Annotated in this window: 19 protein-coding genes; 6 read left to right on the forward strand and 13 right to left on the reverse strand. The window is 73.3% G+C overall.

Going from position 1 to position 21378, the window contains the following annotated elements; genetic code table 11:
* Positions 1–135: 135 nt before the first annotated feature.
* The 3 genes from OO47_RS06810 to rimP form a co-directional block, all read right to left on the reverse strand.
* Positions 136–417 carry a YlxR family protein gene (locus OO47_RS06810; RefSeq protein WP_078489512.1) on the reverse strand — a complete coding sequence of 94 codons (282 nt, stop codon included), beginning with the start codon at positions 415–417 and terminating at the stop codon, positions 136–138.
* 74 nt (positions 418–491) lie between these two features.
* Complete coding sequence (nusA, locus tag OO47_RS06815; RefSeq protein ID WP_030217810.1) at positions 492–1484, reverse strand: transcription termination factor NusA; 993 nt, start codon at positions 1482–1484, stop codon at positions 492–494.
* A gap of 2 nt (positions 1485–1486) precedes the next feature.
* Positions 1487–1984 (reverse strand): ribosome maturation factor RimP, encoded by a 498-nt coding sequence (gene rimP / locus OO47_RS06820; RefSeq protein WP_030217811.1) that lies wholly within the window; start codon positions 1982–1984, stop codon positions 1487–1489.
* Positions 1985–2185: 201 nt separating this feature from the next.
* On the opposite strand from rimP, the gene OO47_RS06825 reads away from it, so the two are divergent.
* From OO47_RS06825 to OO47_RS06840, 4 genes are all read left to right on the forward strand, one after another.
* Positions 2186–2773, forward strand: a complete 588-nt coding sequence (locus OO47_RS06825; protein ID WP_030217812.1) for a hypothetical protein — start codon at positions 2186–2188, stop codon at positions 2771–2773.
* Entirely contained in the window at positions 2770–3186 is a 417-nt protein-coding gene (locus OO47_RS06830) for a ferritin-like domain-containing protein (RefSeq protein WP_030217813.1), read from the forward strand. Before OO47_RS06825 ends, OO47_RS06830 begins: the two co-directional genes overlap by 4 nt.
* A gap of 66 nt (positions 3187–3252) precedes the next feature.
* Positions 3253–4152: an aminoglycoside phosphotransferase family protein gene (locus OO47_RS06835; protein ID WP_030217814.1), complete on the forward strand. Its 900-nt coding sequence runs from the start codon at positions 3253–3255 to the stop codon at positions 4150–4152.
* Positions 4153–4310: 158 nt separating this feature from the next.
* Positions 4311–5255 carry a slipin family protein gene (locus OO47_RS06840; RefSeq protein ID WP_033208311.1) on the forward strand — a complete coding sequence of 315 codons (945 nt, stop codon included), beginning with the start codon at positions 4311–4313 and terminating at the stop codon, positions 5253–5255.
* Positions 5256–5310: 55 nt separating this feature from the next.
* Here OO47_RS06840 and OO47_RS06845 read toward each other — a convergent pair whose 3' ends face one another.
* The 8 genes from OO47_RS06845 to OO47_RS06880 form a co-directional block, all read right to left on the reverse strand.
* Positions 5311–7011 (reverse strand): proline--tRNA ligase, encoded by a 1701-nt coding sequence (locus OO47_RS06845; RefSeq protein ID WP_030217817.1) that lies wholly within the window; start codon positions 7009–7011, stop codon positions 5311–5313.
* Positions 7012–7082: 71 nt separating this feature from the next.
* Positions 7083–7628 carry a GNAT family N-acetyltransferase gene (locus tag OO47_RS06850; RefSeq protein WP_030217818.1) on the reverse strand — a complete coding sequence of 182 codons (546 nt, stop codon included), beginning with the start codon at positions 7626–7628 and terminating at the stop codon, positions 7083–7085.
* A 28-nt stretch (positions 7629–7656) separates the two neighbouring features.
* A complete protein-coding gene (locus OO47_RS06855) occupies positions 7657–8502 on the reverse strand; it encodes a GNAT family N-acetyltransferase (RefSeq protein ID WP_030217819.1) in 846 nt (281 codons plus the stop codon).
* A 129-nt stretch (positions 8503–8631) separates the two neighbouring features.
* Positions 8632–9789 (reverse strand): flavodoxin-dependent (E)-4-hydroxy-3-methylbut-2-enyl-diphosphate synthase, encoded by a 1158-nt coding sequence (ispG, locus tag OO47_RS06860; protein ID WP_030217821.1) that lies wholly within the window; start codon positions 9787–9789, stop codon positions 8632–8634.
* Positions 9790–9892: 103 nt separating this feature from the next.
* Positions 9893–11200: a M50 family metallopeptidase gene (locus OO47_RS06865; protein WP_030217831.1), complete on the reverse strand. Its 1308-nt coding sequence runs from the start codon at positions 11198–11200 to the stop codon at positions 9893–9895.
* Positions 11197–12447, reverse strand: a complete 1251-nt coding sequence (gene dxr / locus OO47_RS06870) for a 1-deoxy-D-xylulose-5-phosphate reductoisomerase (RefSeq protein WP_030217832.1) — start codon at positions 12445–12447, stop codon at positions 11197–11199. The genes OO47_RS06865 and dxr overlap by 4 nt, the downstream gene beginning before the upstream one ends.
* A gap of 34 nt (positions 12448–12481) precedes the next feature.
* Positions 12482–13717, reverse strand: coding sequence for a 3-phosphoshikimate 1-carboxyvinyltransferase (gene aroA / locus OO47_RS06875; protein WP_030217835.1), 1236 nt, complete (start codon positions 13715–13717; stop codon positions 12482–12484).
* Positions 13718–13933: 216 nt separating this feature from the next.
* Complete coding sequence (locus tag OO47_RS06880) at positions 13934–15379, reverse strand: aldehyde dehydrogenase family protein (RefSeq protein WP_030217839.1); 1446 nt, start codon at positions 15377–15379, stop codon at positions 13934–13936.
* Positions 15380–15616: 237 nt separating this feature from the next.
* Here OO47_RS06880 and OO47_RS06885 point away from each other — a divergent pair, with 237 nt between their 5' ends.
* Entirely contained in the window at positions 15617–15820 is a 204-nt protein-coding gene (locus OO47_RS06885; RefSeq protein WP_030217844.1) for a hypothetical protein, read from the forward strand.
* A 38-nt stretch (positions 15821–15858) separates the two neighbouring features.
* On the opposite strand, the gene OO47_RS06890 is transcribed toward OO47_RS06885, so the two are convergent.
* Both OO47_RS06890 and OO47_RS06895 read right to left on the reverse strand, forming a co-directional pair.
* Positions 15859–17412 carry a PucR family transcriptional regulator gene (locus OO47_RS06890; RefSeq protein ID WP_030217847.1) on the reverse strand — a complete coding sequence of 518 codons (1554 nt, stop codon included), beginning with the start codon at positions 17410–17412 and terminating at the stop codon, positions 15859–15861.
* Between the two features lie 90 nt (positions 17413–17502).
* Positions 17503–19644: a type IV secretory system conjugative DNA transfer family protein gene (locus OO47_RS06895; protein WP_030217849.1), complete on the reverse strand. Its 2142-nt coding sequence runs from the start codon at positions 19642–19644 to the stop codon at positions 17503–17505.
* A 322-nt stretch (positions 19645–19966) separates the two neighbouring features.
* On the opposite strand from OO47_RS06895, the gene gabT reads away from it, so the two are divergent.
* Complete coding sequence (gene gabT, locus OO47_RS06900) at positions 19967–21301, forward strand: 4-aminobutyrate--2-oxoglutarate transaminase (RefSeq protein WP_030217850.1); 1335 nt, start codon at positions 19967–19969, stop codon at positions 21299–21301.
* Positions 21302–21378 lie beyond the last annotated feature (77 nt).

Consider the following 21378-nt stretch of genomic DNA (forward strand, 5'->3'; position numbering starts at 1 on the left):
TGAGGTCCGGTTACCGCCGGACCGTCGCTACTTCATGGGCGTACTCATCGCGTACTCATCGAGTGCTCATCGCAATCTCGACCTACTTCCAACTCGCGAGGTACCTGACCGCACGGTGTTCCGTGCCGTACTTCTTCACTGCTGTGCCGATCGCTCGACGTGGTGGCGGAGCGCCGCGGTGTCGAGCGGGCCCTGGACCCTGAAGGCCCTCGGGAACGCCCGGCGGCGGACCGCCAGATCGAGACAGACCACGGCGGGGTGCAGGTACGCACCCCGGCCGGGCAGCGTACCGCGATGATCCGGAACGCACTCGTCCTTATTCACCACGATCCGCAGCAGATCGCTCTTGGCCGCTCGCTCCCGGCATCCCACGCAGGTTCGCTCAGGGCACACGCGGGCGTGCGTCCGGCCAGACACGATTAAGTCTACCTCCCCGTACCGACCCCGCCCGTTTGGGGCAAGAATCGAACACTCGTTGGCCAAAAACTGTCTCAGGCCTGCTCGGCCTGCTCGGTGTCCGGGCGGATGTCGATCCGCCAGCCGGTGAGCCGGGCGGCCAGGCGGGCGTTCTGGCCCTCCTTGCCGATCGCCAGGGAGAGCTGGTAGTCCGGCACCGTCACCCGGGCCGAACGGGCGGCCAGGTCGACGATCTCGACCTTGGAGACCCGGGCCGGGGAGAGCGCGTTCGCCACCATCTCGGCCGGGTCGTCCGACCAGTCGACGATGTCGATCTTCTCGCCGAGCAGCTCCGCCATCACGTTGCGGACGCGGCTGCCCATGGGGCCGATGCAGGCGCCCTTGGGGTTCAGGCCCGAACGGGTGGCGCGGACGGCGATCTTGGTGCGGTGGCCGGCCTCGCGGGCGATGGCCGCGATCTCGACCGAGCCGTCCGCGATCTCCGGCACCTCCAGGGCGAAGAGCTTCTTCACCAGGTTGGGGTGGGTGCGCGAGAGGGTGACGGAGGGGCCGCGGACGCCCTTGGCGACCCGGACGACGTACGTCCGCAGGCGCAGGCCGTGGCTGTACTCCTCGCCCGGCACCTGCTCCTGGACCGGGAGGATGGCCTCCAGCTTGTCGTCCAGCTTGACCAGGACGTTCTTCGGGTCCTTGCCCTGCTGCACGACACCGGCGACGACGTCGCCCTCACGGCGCGCGTACTCGCCGAAGGTCACGTCGTTCTCGGCGTCCCGCAGCCGCTGCTGGATGACCTGGCGGGCGGTGCTCGCCGCGATCCGGCCGAAGTCCGAGGGGGTGTCGTCGAAGTCCTTGGGCTCCTGCCCCTCCTCCAGGTCGGAGGGGTCCTCCTTGGCCCACACGGTGACGTGGCCGGTGTGCCGGTCCAGCTCCACGCGCGCGTGGCGGCGGGCGTCGGGGGTGCGGTGGTACGCGATGAGGAGGGCCGACTCGATCGCCTCGACCAGCAGGTCGAAGGAGATCTCCTTCTCATGCGCCAAGCCCTTGAGAAGCTTCACGTCGATGTCCACGGCTACGCCTCCTCTTCCTTCTTGTCCTTGCGGTTGAACTCGATCTCGACACGCGCCTTGGAGATGTCGGCGAACCCGATCCGGCGGGCGGTGGGCCTGCGCCCCTTCACGCCCGGGACTTCGAGGTCGAGGCCGTCCTCGTCCACGGCGAGGATCCGGGCGACCAGCTCCCCCTCGTCGGCGAGCTGGAGGCGCACGAGGCGGCCGGTGGCGCGCACGTAGTGGCGGTGCTCGGTGAGGGGGCGGTCGGCGCCGGGGGAGCTGACTTCGAGGACGTACTCGCCCTCGCCCATCGCGTCGGTCTCGTCCAGCTTCTCGGAGATCGCGCGGCTCAGCTCGGCGCAGGCGTCCAGCTCCACGCCCTCGTCGGAGTCGACGACGATCCGCAGCAGTCCGCGGCGGCCCGCCCGGGACACCTCGACCTCTTCCAGATCCAGGTCCTTCGCGCGGACGAGCGGCTCGACGAGTCCGCGCAGCCTGTCGCTCTGGGTGGTGCTCATCCGGGTGACTCCTCGGCCGCGTGTGCTGTTGTGTGTCGTCGCGTGTCAGACCAAAGGGTATCCGGTCCCGGAGGGTGTTGCCGTCCACCGCCCCGGGGCCCGCGGGTACGCTCGCCTGCGGTGATCCGAACGGCCTTCCGGTACGGACGGGTCCCGGTGCGGACGGATCTTCGACAGTGGACGGCGGCCGAGGGAGAAGGCGTGACGACGACGGGCAGGCGCGCGCTCCTCGCGGCGGGGGCGGCCGCGGGGGCCGCGGCCCTGGTGGGCTGCACCTCCTCCGGCGGGGAGGGGCCCCGGCGGCCGGGCGCCGCCGAGCGGGAGGCCGAACGGGTGGCGCGCGCCGAGGCGGCGCTGCGGGCCCGCTCGGTGGCGGTCGCGCGCGGACTGCTCGAACGGTACGACGCGGTGCTCGCCGCGCACCCGGCCCTGGCGCCCCGGCTGACCCCGCTGCGCAGCTCGGTGGCGGCGCACGTGAGGGCGCTCGGCGACGGCGGTACGGATGGGGGCGGTACGGGCGCGGTGGAACCCGCGGCGGCCTCCGGCTCCCCCGCCCCCTCCGCCTCCGCGCCGGCCCGCTCCACGACGGCGCCCTCCCCCGCGCCCGTGCCGGTGGCGGCCGATCCCGCGACGGCCCTCGGCGAGCTGGCGGCGGCCGAGCGGACCGCCTCCGACGGGCACACGGACGCGCTGCTCGCCGCCCCGCCCGAGTACGCCCGGCTGCTCGCCTCGGTGGCGGCCTCGGGCGCCGTCCACGCCCATCTGCTGACCGAAGGAGCCCGGGCATGAGCGCCCTCGACGCCACCCAGGCGGCCCTGGCCGCCGAGCACGCGGCGGTGTACGGGTACGGGGTCGTCGGCGGCCGGATCGGTACGGAGCGCCGGGCGGAGGCCACGGCCGCGTACGAGGCCCACCGGGCCCGCCGGGAGATGCTGCGCCGGGCGGTGCGGGACCTCGGCGGCGCGCCGGCGGCGGCCGCGGCCGCGTACGCGCTGCCGTTCCGGGTGACCGACCCGGCGGGCGCGGTGCGGCTGGCCGCCGTCCTGGAGGACCGGGTCGCGGGCGTCTACTCCGACCTGGTCCGGGCCACCGAGGGCCCGGCCCGGCGCGAGGCGGCCGCCGCGCTCAAGGAGGCCGCGGTGCGCGCCGTGCGCTGGCGCGGCGCCGACGTAACCTTTCCTGGGCTCGCCGAGCGGGCCTGAGCCCGCCCCGGCGGCCTCGACGCCCCGCCCCGCCGGCCCCTCCCCGACCGAAGGAACAACGCACGCATGGCTTTCGAACCGCCGCAGCGACTCGTCCGGGCGCTCGGCGAGACGTACGGGAGGGCCGTCGCGGCCGAGTGGCTGGAGCGGCTGCCGGAGCACGCGCGGGCCGCGCTCGACCGGGGCTCCCTGGACGCCGAGCGGGTGACGGCCCCCGGCGGGCGGAGCAGCCTGGTGGTGCTCGTCCGGCGGTCCGACGACTCCCCCGCCGCCCTCAAGGTGGCGCCGCCGTTCGCCCGGCCGGACCGGGAGCGGGAGGCGCTGGCCCACTGGAACGGCTGGGGCGCGGTGCGGCTGATCGAGGGCGTCGGGGAGGAGGGGCTGCTCCTGGAGCGGCTCCAGCCCGAGGTGTCCCTGCGCTCGCTGCCAGAGGCGAAGGCGCTCCTGGAGGCGGCCGGGACCGTGCGGAAGCTGTGGGTCGAGCCCCCGGCGGACCACGGCTTCGAGTCGGTGGCCGGGCGGACGGCCCGGCAGGCGGGAGCGATGGACCGCTACCGCGCGGACGCGGCCGTCGGCGACCTGACGGCGGCGGCGCTCGCGGCGCGCGAGGAGCTGATGGCCGGGGAGGCCGAGACCGTGCTCCTGCACGGCAACTTCCGGCAGGGCAAGGTCCTGGCCGGTGACCGGGCGCCCTGGCTGGCCGTGGGACCGGAGCCGCTGGTCGGAGAGCGGGCCTACGACCTGGCCCGGCTGGTGCGGGACCGGGTGGAGGACCTGGTGGCGGCCTCGGCGGGCGCCTCGGCGGCCCGGCGGCGGATGAACAGGCTGGCGGACTCGCTCGACGTGGACCGGGAGCGGCTGCGGGGCTGGACCCTGTTCCGCGCGGTGGAGTCGGGGACGCGGGCGCTGACGGCGGGGCGGCGACAGGACGCGGAGCTGCTCCTGGAGTTCGCGGGCTGGCTGTAGGGCGGCTCGCTCGTAGGGCCGCTCGTTCGTAGGGCGGCTCGCTCGCGCCTCTTCGCGGATCGGCTCGCGTTCGCGGGCGGACTGGAGGGGAATACCCTTTTTGTACCGTTCGCCGGGCGGCCGGGCCTCGTTGTCCGGCCCGACTCCAGGGGGCCGTGATGATCGAAGAGCTGCTGATGGCGGTGGCCGGCGCGGGCGCCGCGGCGGCCGTGTACGCGGGCGCGGCGGCGCGGGTGGTCAAGCAGTACGAGCGCGGGGTCGTCTTCCGCTTCGGCCGGCTGCGCGGTCGGGTGCGCTCTCCCGGGTTCACGATGATCGTCCCGGTGGTCGACCGGCTGCACAAGGTGAACATGCAGATCGTCACGATGCCGGTGCCCGCGCAGGAGGGCATCACCCGGGACAACGTGACGGTCCGGGTGGACGCGGTCGTGTACTTCAAGGTGGTCGACCCGGCGGACGCGCTCGTACGGGTGGAGGACTACCGGTTCGCGGTCTCGCAGATGGCGCAGACCTCGCTGCGGTCGATCATCGGCAAGAGCGACCTGGACGACCTGCTGTCCAACCGGGAGAAGCTCAACCAGGGTCTTGAGCTGATGCTCGACAGTCCGGCGATGGGGTGGGGCGTGGCCATCGACCGGGTCGAGATCAAGGACGTGTCGCTGCCGGAGACCATGAAGCGGTCGATGGCCCGGCAGGCGGAGGCGGACCGGGAGCGGCGGGCGCGGGTGATCAACGCGGACGCGGAGCTCCAGGCGTCGAAGAAGCTGTCCGAGGCGGCGGCGATGATGTCCGACCAGCCGGCGGCGCTCCAGCTGCGGCTGCTGCAGACGGTGGTGGCGGTGGCCGCCGAGAAGAACTCCACGCTGGTGCTGCCGTTCCCGGTGGAACTGCTCCGCTTCCTGGAGCGCGCGACCCCGGAGGCCAAGCCGGACGTGGCGCCGCACGCGCCGCACCGGGCCCCGGAGCGGGAGATACCGCCCCTGCTCGACGACATCGGCGTCGACCCGCACCGGAGGAGCCGGACGGCGGCGGCGGAGGACGCCATCGAGGACCTGACGGGCACGTCGGTGGAGCCCGCGCCCGCGCCGCCCCGGGAGGACTGACGCGGCGGCGGCCCCGCCCCCTGCTCACAGGGGGCGGGGCCGTCGTACGGCGTGATCAGGCGGTCAGGCGGGCGATCGCCTCGTCCACCGTCAGCTCCTCGCGCTCGCCCGTGCGGCGGTCCTTCAGCTCCACGACGCCCTCGCCGGAGCGGCGGCCCGCGACGAGGATCTTCGGGACGCCGATGAGCTCCGCGTCGGTGAACTTGACGCCCGGGGAGACGCCCGCGCGGTCGTCGACCAGGACGCGCAGGCCCGCGGCGGACAGCTTGTCGGAGACCTCCAGGGCCAGCTCGATCTGGAGGGCCTTGCCGGCGGCGACCACGTGGACGTCGGCCGGGGCGACCTCGGCCGGCCAGCACAGGCCCTTCTCGTCGGCGGTCTGCTCGGCGAGCGCGGCCACGGCGCGCGAGACGCCGATGCCGTACGAGCCCATGGTCACGCGGACCGGCTTGCCGTTCTGGCCGAGGACGTCGAGCTTGAGGGCGTCGGCGTACTTGCGGCCGAGCTGGAAGATGTGGCCGATCTCGATGGCGCGGTCCAGCTTGAGGCCGGTGCCGCACTTCGGGCAGGGGTCGCCCTCCTCGACGACGACCACGTCGACGTACTCGGTGACCTCGAAGTCGCGCCCGGCCACCACGTTCTTCGCGTGGGTGTGCTCCTTGTTGGCGCCCGTGATCCAGGCCGTGCCCGGGGCCACGCGCGGGTCCGCGATGTAGGTGACCTTGTCGAGGCCCTGCGGGCCGACGTAGCCGCGCACCAGGTCGGGGCGGCCCGCGAAGTCGGTCTCGGTGACCATCTCGACGGCGGCCGGCGCGAAGTGCGCCTCGACCTTGCCGAGGTCCACCTCGCGGTCGCCGGGGACGCCCACGGCGACGATCTCGCCGTCGACCTTCACCAGGAGGTTCTTGAGGGTGGCGGAGGCCGGGACGCCGAGCGAGGCCGCGAGGGTCTCGATGGTCGGGGTGTCCGGGGTGGGGATCTCCTCGGCGGCGGGCACGGCGGAGCCGTCCACGGCCGTCAGGGCGAAGGAGACCGCCTCGGTGTTGGCGGCGAAGTCGCAGTTCGGGCAGTCGGCGAAGGTGTCCTCGCCGGCCTCGGCCGGGGCGAGGAACTCCTCGGACTTCGAGCCGCCCATGGCGCCCGCCGTGGCGGCGCAGATGCGGTAGTCGAGGCCGAGGCGCTCGAACACGCGCCGGTAGGCCTGGCGGTGCAGGGCGTACGCCTCGGCGAGGCCCTCGTCCTCGGTGTCGAAGGAGTACGAGTCCTTCATCAGGAACTCGCGGCCGCGCAGGATGCCGGCGCGGGGGCGGGCCTCGTCGCGGAACTTGTTCTGGATCTGGTAGAGGATGACCGGCAGGTCCTTGTAGGAGGACGCCTGGTCCTTCACCAGGAGGGTGAAGATCTCCTCGTGGGTCGGGCCGAGGAGGTAGTCGCCGCCCTTGCGGTCCTGGAGGCGGAACAGCTCGGCGCCGTACTCGTCCCAGCGGCCGGTCGCGTCGTAGGGCTCGCGGGGCAGCAGGGCCGGCAGGGAGACCTCCTGGGCGCCGATGGCGTCCATCTCCTCGCGGACGATCCGCTCCACGTTGGAGAGGACCTTCCTGCCGAGGGGCAGCCAGCTCCAGATGCCGGCGGCCGTGCGGCGCACGTACCCCGCGCGGACGAGGAGCTTGTGGCTGAGGACCTCGGCGTCCGCCGGGTCGTCGCGCAGCGTCTTCGCCATCAACTTCGACATGCGCTGGACCGGTGCGTTGGCCATGGTTCTCGTACTCCTGCCGGGGCTGTAAGTGATGGGCCCGAGGTTAGCCGGGCGGCCCCGGGGACGAGAAATCAGTTACCCCGCGGCAGCGGCAGCGGGGCGCCCATCACGGCGTACGGGCGGGGGGCGCTGGGGAAGTGCACCCGGCGGGCGAGGTCCCGGTAGCCGAGGGAGCGGTAGAGGCAGCGGGCGGGGCTCTCGGTGTCGATCGCGGAGAGGATCGAGCGCGGCTCGTCGGCCGTGTCGGTGATGGTGGTGATCAGCGCGCGGCCCGCGCCCCGGCCCTGGAAGTCGGGGTGGACGTGGAGTTCGGTGATGGTGAAGGAGTCGTCGAGCCAGTCGGCGGTGCCGGTGGCGCGCAGGTGCGCCTCGACGACGGTGGACCACCAGTGGGTGCGGTCGTTGGGCATCCCGTACACGAAGCCGACGAGCCGTCCGCCGGGGGTGGTGGCGCCGTAGGCGCGGGCGCCGGGGCTGAGCAGGTGGCGCAGCACGATGTGGCGGCGCACGGCGACCTCTTCGGCGTCCAGGCCGAAGGCGACCGCCTGCACGGCGAGGGCCTCGTCCACCCGGGCGGCCAGGTCGACCGGTCCGATCACGATCTCCGCGTCATCCATGCGGCGCACCCTACAAGCGGCCCGCCCCTCAGAACAGCACGCTCATGAAGGCCCCGGTCTCCCGGAAGCCGACACGGCGGTACGCGGCCCTGGCGGGGGTGTTGTAGTCGTTGACGTACAGGCTGACCACGGGGGCGACGTCGGCCAGGGCGTACCGCAGGACGGCGGCCATGCCGGTCTCGGAGAGGCCCTTGCCGCGGTGCTCGGGGGCGACCCAGACGCCCTGGATCTGACAGGCCTGGCGGGTGGCGGCGCCGATCTCGGCCTTGAAGACGACCCTGCCGTCCTCGATGCGGGCGAAGGAGCGGCCCGAGCCGACGAGTTCGGCGACCCGGGCCTGGTAGAGCAGGCCGCCGTCGTTGGCGAGCGGGGAGACGCCGACCTCCTCGGTGAACATGGCCACGCAGGCGGGCATGATCACCTCCATCTCGTCCTTGCGGACGCGGCGCACCAGCGGGTCGGGCTCGACGGTGGCGGAGGGCTCCTCGGCGATCATCAGGGGCTGGTTGGCCCGGACGTCCCTGGCGGGGCCCCAACTGGGCTCCAGGAGCCGCCACAGCTCGGTGGTGGGCCCGGCGGGGCCGACGATGGAGGAGCAGCGGCGGCCGGTCCTGCGGGCCCGGTCGGCGAAGGCGCGGACGGCCTGGGGGGTGGCGCAGATCGGGACCAGGTTGGCGCCGGAGTAGCAGAGCGAGCGCAGCCTTCCCCCGCTGTACCAGCCCCACATCTCGCCGCCGAGGCGCCAGGGGTCGAGCCCGGCGAGCTGGACGCGGGCGGTCACGAACGCGTTCTCGACCGGGGCGCTCTCCAGGACGGCGAGGGCGGCGCCGAGGTCGGTGGGTTCGAGGACCCGAGTGGTGGTCTCTGTCAACACGAGGGGGCCTCACCGTGCGGTTCCGCTGATTCCACGCACTTTACCCGGAGGGCCCCGGGGCACGCCTCCGGCAGCGGGAAGCCCCGCCTCCCGGAGCGGGGGCGGGGCTTCGCGCGGGAGTCGCGCGCGTCAGCCGGCGACGGCGACCGACGGCTCGCCGCTGGCGACGCCGTCCTTCTCCATCTGCTCGGCGATCTTCAGCGCCTCCTCGATGAGGGTCTCGACGATCTTCGACTCGGGCACGGTCTTGATGACCTCGCCCTTGACGAAGATCTGGCCCTTGCCGTTGCCGGAGGCGACGCCGAGGTCGGCCTCGCGGGCCTCGCCGGGGCCGTTGACGACGCAGCCCATGACGGCGACGCGCAGCGGGACGGTCATGCCGTCGAGGCCGGCGGTGACCTCCTCGGCGAGCTTGTAGACGTCGACCTGGGCGCGGCCGCAGGACGGGCAGGAGACGATCTCCAGGCGCCGCTGGCGCAGGTTCAGCGACTCCAGGATCTGGATGCCGACCTTGATCTCCTCGGCCGGGGGCGCGGAGAGCGAGACGCGGATGGTGTCGCCGATGCCCTGGGAGAGCAGCGCGCCGAAGGCGACGGCGGACTTGATGGTGCCCTGGAAGGCCGGGCCCGCCTCGGTGACGCCGAGGTGCAGCGGGTAGTCGCACTGGGCGGCGAGCTGGCGGTAGGCCTCGACCATGACGACCGGGTCGTTGTGCTTGACCGAGATCTTGATGTCGCGGAAGTCGTGCTCCTCGAAGAGGGACGCCTCCCAGAGGGCGGACTCGACGAGCGCCTCGGGGGTGGCCTTGCCGTACTTCTTGAGGAGCCGCGCGTCGAGGGAGCCGGCGTTGACGCCGATCCGGATCGGGGTGCCCGCGTCGTTGGCGGCCCGGGCGATCTCCTTGACCTTGTCGTCGAACTGCTTGATGTTGCCCGGGTTGACGCGGACGGCCGCGCAGCCCGCGTCGATCGCGGCGAAGACGTACTTCGGCTGGAAGTGGATGTCGGCGATGACCGGGATCTGGGACTTCCGGGCGATCGTCGCGAGGGCGTCGGCGTCGTCCTGGGTCGGGCAGGCCACGCGCACGATCTGGCAGCCGGAGGCCGTCAGCTCGGCGATCTGCTGGAGCGTGGCGCCGATGTCGGACGTCCGGGTGGTGGTCATCGACTGCACCGAGACGGGTGCGTCACCGCCGACGGCCACGGTGCCGACCTGGATCTGACGGCTCTTGCGCCGCTCGGCGAGCCGGGTCGGGACGGTAGGGATACCGAGAGAAATCGCGGTCATCTGTTGTGCAACCTCAAGGTTGTGCGTCGGCGGGCTCAGGTCTCCGAGGTTACCGCCCCGGCGGCGGAGGGCCGGACACCACCGGGTCCGGCCCCCCTCGGGTTCACGTCAGCTTCACCGGGTTGACGATGTCGGCGGCGAGGACGAGCAGGGTGAAGCAGACGAAGACGCCGGCCACCACGTACGCGGCGGGCATCAGCTTGGCCACGTCGAACGGGCCGGGGTCGGGGCGCTTGAAGATCCGGGCCGTGTGGCGGCGGACGGACTCCCACAGGGCGCCCGCGATGTGGCCGCCGTCGAGCGGCAGCAGCGGGAGCATGTTGAACAGGAACAGCGAGACGTTGAACATGACCAGCAGGTTCATGAACATCACGAGGATGCGCTCCGGCGGCGCGTCCACGGTCATCAGCTCGCCGGTGAGGCGGGCGGCGCCGACGACGCCGACGGGCGAGTCGTCCGCCCGCTCGCCGTCGCCGAAGGTGGCGTCCCACAGGCCGGGGATCTTGCCCGGGAGGGCGACGACCGAGTGGACGCCGTTCTCCAGGAGGTCGGTCATCCGGTCGGTGGTCTCGCCGAAGGTGAGCGGCGCGACCTCGGTCTTGGAGGCGAAGCCCAGGTAGCCGGCGTCGATGTAGGTCAGGGGCTGGACGACCTTGCCGTCCTCGTCCTTCTTCGGGACCTTGTTGGTGACGAGGGTGGGGTGCAGGTCGATCCGCTGCCCGGCCCGCTCGACGGTGACCGTGGCGGGGCCGAGGGTGTCGCGGATGCGGTCGGAGAGGGTGTCCCAGTCGCCCACGGGCGTGCCGTTGAAGGCGACGATCCGGTCGCCCTCCTTCAGGCCGGCCGCGAAGGCCGGGGAGACGGGGTCGCCCGGCGCGCACGTGTCGCGCTTCTCGCTCTGCTCGATGACGCACTTCTGGACGCCGGCGACCCCGGTCGTCTGGCCCTCCATGCCGAGCGTCATCATCGAGCCGAAGAAGAGCGCCGCCGCCAGGACCAGGTTCATGAACGGTCCGGCGAACATCACGATGACGCGCTTCCACGGCCTGCGCGTGTAGAAGAGCCGGGTCTCGTCGCCGGGCCGCAGCTCCTCGTACGAGGCCTCGCGGGCGTCCTCGATCATGGAGCGCCACGGCGAGGTGGAGCGGGCCTCGATCCGCCCGTCGTCGCCGGGCGGGAACATGCCGATCATGCGGATGTAGCCGCCTGCCGGGATGGCCTTGATGCCGTACTCGGTCTCGCCGCGCTTCTTCGACCAGATCGTGGGGCCGAAGCCGACCATGTACTGCGGGACGCGGATGCCGAAGAGCTTGGCCGTGGAGAGGTGGCCGAGTTCGTGCCAGGCGATGGAGACGAGCAGTCCGAACGCGAACAGCACGATGCCCAGGACGTACAGGAGCGTTTCGTTCATGCGCGGGCCTCCGCTGTTGCCTTCGCTGCGAGCTCTCGGGCCCGGGCCCGTGCCCAGGTCTCCGCTTCGAGGACGTCCGGCACGGTGAGGGAGGTTCCCGCGGCGGGAACGCCGTGCTCCGCCACGACCGCCGTGACCGTGTCCATGATGCCGTTGAACGGCAGCCGCCCGGCCAGGAACGCCTCGACGCACTCCTCGTTGGCGGCGTTGAAGACGGCGGGGGCGGTGCCGCCCAGCTCGCCGACGTGCCGGGCCAGGCCGACGGACGGGAAGGCCTCGGTGTCGAGCGGGAAGAACTCCCAGGTGGAGGCCTTGCTCCAGTCGAAGGCGGGGGCCGCGTCCGGGACCCGCTCGGGCCAGCCGAGGCCGATGGCGATCGGGCCGCCCATGTCGGGCGGGGTGGCCTGGGCGAGCGTGGAGCCGTCGGTGAACTCCACCATCGAGTGGACGTACGACTGGGGGTGGACGACGACCTCGATGCGGTCGAAGGGGACGTCGTAGAGCAGGTGGGCCTCGATGACCTCCAGGCCCTTGTTGACCAGGGTCGCGCTGTTCACCGTGATCACCGGGCCCATGGCCCAGGTGGGGTGGGCGAGCGCGTCCTCGCGGGTGACGTGGGCCAGCTGCTCCCTCGTGCGGCCGCGGAAGGGGCCGCCGGAGGCGGTGACGACCAGCTTGCGGACGTCGGCGCGGGTGCCGGCGGCGAGCGCCTGGAAGAGGGCCGCGTGCTCGGAGTCGACCGGGATGATCTGGCCGGGCTTGGCGAGCGCCTTCACCAGGGGGCCGCCGACGATCAGCGACTCCTTGTTGGCGAGGGCGAGGGTGCGGCCGGCTTCGAGGGCGGCGAGGGTGGGCGCGAGGCCGATGGAGCCGGTGATGCCGTTGAGGACGGTGTGGCACGGCGATGCGGCGAGCTGCGTGGCGGCGTCCGGCCCCGCCAGGAGCTCGGGCAGGGGCTCGGAGCCGTACAGCGCCTCCAGGGCCTCGCGCAGCTCGGGCAGCGCCTCCTCGCGGGCGACCGCGACCGCGGCGACCCCCAGCCGGTGCGCCTGCTCGGCGAGCAGTCCGATCCGGCCGCCGGAGGCGGCCAGGGCGGTGACCCGGAAGCGGTCGGGGTTGCGCAGCACCAGATCGATGGCCTGGGTGCCGATGGACCCGGTCGAGCCGAGGACGACGACGTCCCGGCGTCCTTCGGAGACGTCGAAGGCGACGTGCGGGTCGGCGAGGGGTGAGGGGCGGTCGGTCATGCCCCCCATTCTTGCCCCAAACGCGGCGCGGTCTTCACGGGGTGCGGGCGAACGTGTCGAAGACCCGGTGGAAGTCGGGGAACGTCTTCTTCACGCAGCCGGGGTCGTCGAAGGTGACGCCGGGGGTGCGCAGGGCGGTGACCGCGAAGGACATGACGATCCGGTGGTCCCCGTGGGTGGCGATCCCGACGGGTCCGGCGGGCGTGCCGGGGTGGATCTCGATCCAGTCGGGGCCGGTGCGGACGGTGATCCCGAGGCGGCGCAGGTTCTCGGCGCAGGCGTCGAGCCGGTCGCACTCCTTGACCCGGGTGTTGGCGACGTCCTCGATGCGGACCGGCCCTTCGGCGAACGGCGCGATGGCGGCGAGGGTCGGCATGGTGTCGGAGATGTCGCGCATGTTGACGGTGAGTCCGCGCAGGGTGCCGGTGGAGCGGACGGTGGTGGCGTCCGCGCCGATCTCGACGTCGGCGCCCATCCGGCGCAGGACGTCGACGAAGGCGAGGTCGCCCTGGAGGGCGCCGGTGCCGAGGCCGGGGACGGTGACCGGGCGGCCGGGTTCGAGGGCGGCGGCCGCGAAGAAGTAGCTGGCGGTGGAGGCGTCGGGCTCGATGCCGTACGTCCTGGCGCGGTAGCCGGTGGGGGCGACGCGGTAGGTGCGTCCCTCCCGCCGGACCTCGGCGCCGAAGCTCCGCATCATGGCGAGGGTGATCTCGACGTACGGCTCCGAGACCAGGTCGGTGACGGTGATGTCGAGGCCCTCGGCGGTGAGCGGGCCGAGCAGGAGCAGGGCGGTGAGGTACTGGGAGGACTGCCCGGCGTCCAGGGTGAGCGCGCCGCCCTTGACGCCGCGGGCGTGGACGGAGAGCGGGTGGTGGCCCTCCTGACCGCCGTGCCGGAGGTCGACGCCGAGGTCGCGCAGGGCGTTGGTGAGCGGCCCGAGGGGGCGCCGGCGCATCTGGGCGGAGGCGTCGAAGCGGTACGTGCCGTGGCCGGCGGCGGCGAGGGCGGGGAGGAAGCGGGCGGTGGTGGCGCCGTCGCGGCAGTACACGTCGGCGGTGTCCGCGCCGGGTCCGGCGGGCCGGCCCTCGATGTGCCAGGCACCCGGCTCGCGGCGGACGGCGTAGCCGAGGGCGGCGAGCCCTTCGGCGAAGCCCTCGGTGTCGTCGGAGACGAGGGGCCGCAGGAGGGTGGTGGTGCCCTCGGCGGCCGCGGCGAGGAAGAGCGCGCGGGCGGTGACGGACTTGGAGCCGGGGATGTCGATGACGGTCACGGCGCCATCCTGCCGTCCCGCCGGGCGGGACGGCCCGGCGTTCCGCATGGCGGAACGGGGCCGGCGGGCGCCCGGCGGGCACGGGAAAGGCGGCCCGGCTCCCCGCACAGTGGAGCCGGACCGCCTGGTCCGGGTGGGGCGTGCGCCCCGGGGCCGTACGGCCTGGAGGTCGTACGGTTCGGGGCGCGTGTCCCGGAGGACGTACGGTCCCGTGTCCTAGAGCGCCAGGCCCGTCAGGACGAGGACGCGCTCGTAGGTGTAGTCGTCCATCGCGTACTTGACGCCCTCGCGGCCGACGCCGGAGCGCTTGGCGCCGCCGTACGGCATCTGGTCGGCGCGGTACGAGGGGACGTCTCCGACGATCACGCCGCCGACCTCCAGGGCGCGGTGGGCGCGGAAGGCGGCCTGCAGGTCGTGGGTGAAGACGCCGGCCTGGAGGCCGAAGTCGGAGTCGTTGACCGCGGCGAACGCCTCGGCCTCGCCGTCGACCTTCGCGATCGTCAGGACCGGGCCGAAGACCTCGGCGCGGGCCAGGGTGACGTCGGCCGGGAGGTCGGTGAGGACGGTCGGGGCGTAGGTCGCGCCCTCGCGCTTGCCGCCGGCCAGGAGCTTCGCGCCGGCGGCGACGGCCTCGTCCACCCAGGACTCGACGCGCTGGGCGGCGGCCTCGTCGACGAGCGGACCGACGTCGGTGGCGTCGTCCGCCGGGTCGCCGGTGACCTGGGCTTCGACGGCGGCGACGATCTTCGGCAGCAGGCGGTCGTGGACGGAGGAGTCGACGATCACGCGCTGGACGGAGATGCAGGACTGGCCGCCCTGGTAGTTGGAGAAGGTGGCGATGCGGGTCGCGGCCCAGTCCAGGTCGGCCTCGGAGGACCAGTCGGGCAGGACGACGGCCGCGGCGTTGCCGCCGAGCTCCAGGGTGCAGTGCTTGTGCGGCACGGACTCCTGGATGGCGTAGCCGACCGTGTCGGAGCCGGTGAAGGAGATGACCGGGAGGCGCTCGTCCTGGACGAGGGCGGGCATGCGGTCGTTCGGCACGGTGAGGATCGACCAGGAGCCGGCCGGCAGGTCGGTCTCGGCCAGGATCTCGCCCAGGACCAGGGAGGAGATCGGGGTCGAGGGGGCCGGCTTGAGGATGATCGGGGCGCCGACGGCGATGGCCGGGGCGACCTTGTGGGCGCTGAGGTTCAGCGGGAAGTTGAACGGCGCGATGCCGAGGACGACGCCCTTGGGGATGCGGCGGGTCAGCGCGAGCCGGCCCACGCCGCCGGCCTCGGTGTCGAGGCGCTGGGCCTCGCCGCCGTTGAAGCGGCGGGCCTCCTCGGCGGCGAAGCGGAAGACGGAGACGGCGCGGCCGACCTCGCCGCGGGCCCACTTGATCGGCTTGCCGTTCTCGGCGGAGATCAGCTGGGCGATCTCCTCGGTGCGCTCGGCGAGCCGCTTCGACACGTGGTCGAGGGCGGCGGCGCGGACGTGCGCCGGGGTGGCGGCGAACTCGTCGACGACGGCGTGCGCGGCGGCGACGGCCTCCTCGACCTGGGCCTCGGTGGGCACGCTGACCTTGCCGACCAGACGTCCGTCGTACGAGTTCGTGACGTCGAAGGCGGCCTCGCCGGTGGCCTCGCGGCCGGCGAGCCAGAAGGCGTGGGTGGTCGTCATTGCGTCCCGGCCCTTTCCGTATCGGGGGGTGCGAGCGATTGCTCTCGTGACACGTTAGGGCCGGGGCGACGGGTGTGGGTTTGTCCGGTGTGGAGTGGTGGGGCGGGGGCCCTGTCCGAATTGGCCGAACGGGTGGGGACCCGGCGAGGTCGGGTCCGTGGTGCTCGCCGCGGAGCGGGTGGGCGGGGAGCGGAGTGGAAGGATGGGGAGGACCGCAGAACCGCAAGGGGGAGACGCATGTTCCTGTTCGTGATGTCCGCTGTCCTGGTCCTCGCCGTGGGCGGGTGCGCCTGCGTGGTGTGGGCGGCCCGGGGCGGCCCGCGCTGGACGCGCGGGGTGGCGGCGGTGGTGCTGCTGGGCGGGGAACTGGTGCGCGCCGGGGGCGGGCGGGGCGGCGGGAGCAGGGGGTCGGGGGGCGACGCCGACGGCTCGGACGGCTGAGACGGGGTCCGGAGGACCGGATCACCTGCTCCGGGGGCTTACCCCGCGCCCTCCCCCGTGGCCTTGAGGGCGAGCCACAGCTCCATCCGTACGTCCGGATCGTCCAGGGAGCGGCCCAGGATCTCCTCGACGCGGCGCATCCGGTAGCGCAGGGTGTGCCGGTGGACGCCCAGGTCGGCGGCGGCGGCGTCCCACTGGCCGTGTCGGGAGAGCCAGGCGCGCAGGGAGGCCACGAGGTCGCCGCGGCCGGTGGCGTCGTGGTCGCGCAGGGCGCGGAGCATCCCGTCGGCGAAGGCCCGGACGGCGTCGTCGGCGAGGAGCGGCAGGACCGAGCCCGCCGCCAGGTCCTCGTGCTCGACGAGCGCCCTGCCGCGGCGGCGGGCCACCGAGAGCGCCTGCTCGGCCTGTTTGTACGCGGCGGCGGCCGCGATCGGGCCCGCCGGGGCGGAGAGGCCGACGACGACGCCGGCCTCCTCGGCCTCGCGTTCCGCGTACCCCTCGCAGGCGGTGACGACCGCGCCGCCGTCGCCGGCGAGGACGACGAGCCGCTGCTCGCCCTCGGGGACGGCGAGGACCGCTTCGCCCGCGCGGGCGGCGGCGGCCTCCAGGGCCTCGGCGAGGACGGGGAGGGGCGGTGCTGCGGGCGGTTCGCCGCCGGCGGGTTCGGCGACGAGGAGCCGGAAGGGGGCGTCGAGCAGCCCGCCGTACACGTCGCCGGCCACCGCGCGCGCGTGGTCCGGCTGTCCGGCGAGCATCATGCGCAGGACGGCGGTGCCGAGGCGCTGCTCGGCGGCCTGGAGGGAACGGGAGCGCTCGGTGGTGAGGGTGAGCAGGGCGATGGCCGAGTGGACGGCGTACCGCTCGGCGGTGCCGAGGGGGGCGCCGGTGCCGACGGCGAGGGCGCCCCGGACGCGGCGGCCGGTGCCGAGCGACTGGAGTTCGACGCGGTCGTCGGTGCCGCCGACGACGGCGCTGGCGGGGGCGGGGCGTTCGCGCAGCCGCTCGACGTCGGGGGTGAGGCGGGCGGCCCGGCGGGCGGCCCACTCGGGCGAGACGGCGACGGGCTTGCCGGAGGTGTCGTAGAGGGCGGCCCAGCCGTCGACGTGCGCGGCGAGGCGGGCGACGACGGCGTCGGGGCCCTCGGCGAGCGCGGCCCGGGTCAGTTCGCGCTGGACCTCGAAGCCGGCGGTGACGGCGCGGTACTGGTCGGCGGAGATGGCGGCGGAGACGGCCTTGCTGATGGCGAGGAAGGGGGTGCGGCGCGGCACTTCGAGGAGCGGCAGGTGCTCCTCGCGGGCCGCTTCGAGGAGCGCCGCGGGGATCTCGTCGTAGTTCACCCCCACGGCGAACCCGAGCCCGACGACCCCGGCGGCGAGCAGCCGCCGCACGTAGCGGCGCATCGCCTCCAGGTCCTCGGCGTCGAGGGTGAGCGCGGTGGTGAGCAGCAGCTCGCCGCCCTCCATGTAGGGCACGGGATCGGCGAGCTCACTGACGTGCGCCCAGCGGACGGGGGTGTCGAGACGGTCCTCCCCGGCACGGACGACGAGCTTGAGGGCGGAGTGCTGCGCGAGCGAGGCGAGGGTGGGCGGCATTGGGGACCGTCGGACCTTTGGGGGGAGGGTGGCGCGCCGCCCGTCGGACGGCGCGCTCCTGATTGTGCCAGTCCGCGCGAAGGGTAGCGCTCAGCTTCGGAGGTCGACGAGGAGCGGGGGGACGTGCTCGCCCCTCACATGGGTGAGGGAGAGGACGGCGTGGCCGGGGGGGACGGCGTGGGCGAGGTCGGAGGCGGACCAGCGCTGCCGCTCCACCTCCCGTACGGTGACGGCCTCCGCGGTGGCCGCCCGGCCGGTGACCAGTCGCCGCATGAAGTGGAGGGCCTTGGTCAGCGGCTCGTCCGCGACGATCTGCCGGTTGGTGACGTCCCGGGTCTGCACCCACTCGGTGCCCCACGCCTCGGCGAACCGTCCGCCGTCCCAGGGCGCGATGCCCGCGAAGGCCATCCGGCACCCGACCGAACCGAGCAACGGCTCACGCAGCGCCTCGGGCACGTCTTCCAGGCTGCGCAGTGCGAGTACGACCCCTGCGTGTGCGGAGCGGAGTCCCTGGATTGCCCGGAGGGCCTCGCCTGTGACGGTGCGCGTGGCATCGTCGAAGGCCATACAGACGAAGAGGGAGCGATCGCGGCGGCCGAGGGCCGCCTCCGTGAACTGGGCGAGAAGCAGGCGGGAGATGATCCGGGAAGCTTCGGCGTGACCGCGTTCGGGGAGGTCGACGCGGACCCTGAGAGGGTGCGCGAGGGCGCGGGGAGAGAACTGCGGTCGTTCGGCCCGGTCCGTAGCGAAGAAGGGTGCGAAGGCCGGCCGGTCGAGGAAAGCGATCCGCTCTGCGAGCAGGAGGCCGATGTCGTCACCGCGCTCGGCCTGCCGCTGCCGCGCGTCGAGCTCACGCAGCTGGGCGGGGTCGGAGGCGACAGCCGTACGGAGGGCATCGAGGGCGGCAGGAACGCCGGAGAGCAGTTCACTCAGCTCGGGCACGGCGGGGAAACGGCCGTACGCGGCCCGGAAGGGTCCGATGAGCCGGGCGAGTGCGGTGGCGGCACGACGGCTGTCGGCCACCAGGTCGCCGACGAGGGCCTCGGCCACGATCCTGGCGGCCTCGTCGGGGTCGTCCGTGCCGCCGTACAGATCGAGGTCGTGAGTGGACTCCGGACGTCCGACGGAGACGACGACGTCAAAAGCCCTGTCGGGGCCGAGCAGGTCGCCATGGGCGGTGACGGCGACGACCGCAGCACGATTGGCCAGGGCCTCGAGACAGAGGAACTCCACAACCGGCCGGACCAGGCGCGTGGTCTTTCCGCTTCCCGCGGGTCCGACGGCGAGCAGCGACGTGCCGAGAAGCGCGGGCTCCAGGGCGATGCCGGTGGTGCGCCGGGCATACGGGTTGCGGGGGTGGTCCGCCACGGTGCCGATCTTCACCTGGTGGGTGAAGAGGTCGTGCGGAGAGGTACGACCGGGTAGATCACGAGCGCCCGAGGGGTGGGGGAACGCGGACGCCCCCCGGTGCAGCACCGCTTCGACGAATGATCCCAGGTGGTTCGGGACGGCTTGGACCGCCTGCCAGGCACGCGTGATCCTCGCGTAGTCGACGTCGTTCATGCGGCCCGCTCCGGCCTCTTCAGCCAGCCGGTCGGCGGGTGCGTCCTGTCCCGCCGCCCTGAGGCGCGGCCATCTGCCGGGATCTCCCGGAGACCCCTCTTCCACGGGCGGCTCGGCCCGGGGGCCCGTTTCCGCTCGGTGCACACCGACGAGAGGAAGCAGGTAGCGCCGGGTCACCTCGCCCCACCGTCCGATGCGGAAGACGAAGGCGATCAGGCCGGCCACCAGGGCGAGGTCGATGATCTTGCCGATGATCCCCTTGACCACCGGATCATCGGAGAGCTTGATCAGCGCACCTGCCCAGTAGTGCGGGTCGAGCCAGAACGGGAGGTAGTAGTTGTCGTACAGCGACCAGATGAGCAGCCCGACGAGAGCCGAGATCAGCGCGCCGCTCAGCAGCTGTGTACCCGGCACGTCCTCACGTGGCGCGTCGGGGCGAGGTGCGTGGCCGTAGCGCCAGACGCCGGCGGCGGCCTCGGGCCTCGGTACACGGAGCCAGGTGCCCAGGGAGGGGCCGACAGCGGGCGTGTGGGCGGGCGGCGGAGGTACCGGGCGCGCGGGTGGAGTCGGCGGCGCCGGGTAGGGGATGGCGGACGGCGGCGGTCCCGCCGGTCGTGGTACCGCGTCCCCCTTCGTGTCGCGTGACTCGTACGTACCGTCGGTCTCCATGAACCCCTGCCCCCTGACCAGCCAGGTCGCCGCGTCTGTGCCACCGTCAATCTAGTGGGCCCGCGGCGCCCCGGAGGGATTTCGACCACCCGTGCGGCCGATCCCCGCCGACGCGGCCCGGCCGCCTCCCGCAGGGCCCGCCCCGCGGTGTGGGCCGGCCCCCGCCGTGCGGCGCCGGCGCCCTCCCGTCAAGCTTCATGTCCATCCCGGACAACGACACGCCCCCCACCACTCCCGATCGGCGCATGCCTCCGCCCCTTCCCCCCGCCTAGCCTGCGGAGGAAACCCACAAGTGCGTCCAGAACACCCCCAGGAGCCCCGCATGAACGCTGTCCCGCAGGAGCGGCGCGTCGTCACCGCCATCCCCGGTCCGAAGTCGCAGGAGCTTCAGGCCCGACGCCTCGACGCGGTCGCCGGTGGCGTGGGCTCCACGCTGCCGGTCTTCACCAAGCGGGCCGGCGGCGGCATCATCGAGGACGTCGACGGGAACCGCCTGATCGACTTCGGCTCCGGCATCGCCGTGACCTCGGTCGGCGCCTCCGCCGAGGCCGTCGTGCGCCGCGCCTCCGCGCAGCTCCAGGACTTCACCCACACCTGTTTCATGGTGACCCCGTACGAGGGCTACGTCGAGGTCTGCGAGGCGCTCGCCGAGCTGACCCCGGGCGACCACGCCAAGAAGTCGGCCCTGTTCAACTCGGGCGCCGAGGCCGTCGAGAACGCGGTCAAGATCGCCCGTTCGTACACCAAGCGCCAGGCCGTCGTCGTCTTCGACCACGGCTACCACGGCCGTACGAACCTGACGATGGCGCTCACCTCGAAGAACATGCCGTACAAGCAGGGCTTCGGTCCGTTCGCGCCCGAGGTGTACCGCGTGCCGGTGGCCTACGGCTACCGCTGGCCCACCGGTGCCGAGAACTGCGGCCCCGAGGCCGCCGCCCAGGCGATCGACCAGATCAGTAAGCAGATCGGCGCCGACAACGTCGCCGCGATCATCATCGAGCCGGTCCTCGGCGAGGGCGGCTTCATCGAGCCGGCCAAGGGCTTCCTGCCGGCGATCGTGAAGTTCGCCAACGACAACGGCATCGTCTTCGTCGCGGACGAGATCCAGTCCGGCTTCTGCCGCACCGGCCAGTGGTTCGCCTGCGAGGACGAGGGCGTCGTCCCGGACCTCATCACCACCGCCAAGGGCATCGCCGGCGGTCTGCCGCTCGCCGCCGTCACCGGCCGCGCCGAGATCATGGACTCCGTCCACGGCGGCGGCCTGGGCGGCACCTACGGCGGCAACCCGGTGGCCTGCGCCGGTGCGCTCGGCGCCATCGAGACGATGAAGGAGCTCGACCTCAACGGCAGGGCCAAGCGTATCGAGGAGGTCATGAAGGCCCGCCTCACCGCCATGCAGGAGAAGTTCCCGGCCATCGGCGACATCCGCGGCCGCGGCGCCATGATCGCCATCGAGCTGGTGAAGGACCCCGCCACCAAGGAGCCGTACGCGGAGGCCGCCGGCGCCCTGGCGAAGGCCTGCCACGCGGAGGGCCTCCTGGTCCTGACCTGCGGCACCTACGGCAACGTGCTCCGCTTCCTGCCGCCGCTGGTCATCGGCGAGGACCTGCTGAACGAGGGCCTCGACATCATCGAGAACGCGTTCGCCCGGATCTGATCCACCGGCCCGTGAGGGCCGTGGTGTGAAGACTCTGTGGGGGGCCGATGGCGGGACGCGTTTCCCGCTGTCGGTCC

The sequence above is a fragment of the Streptomyces bikiniensis genome, assembly GCF_000716625.1.
GTDB classification, from domain to species: Bacteria; Actinomycetota; Actinomycetes; order Streptomycetales; family Streptomycetaceae; genus Streptomyces; species Streptomyces bikiniensis.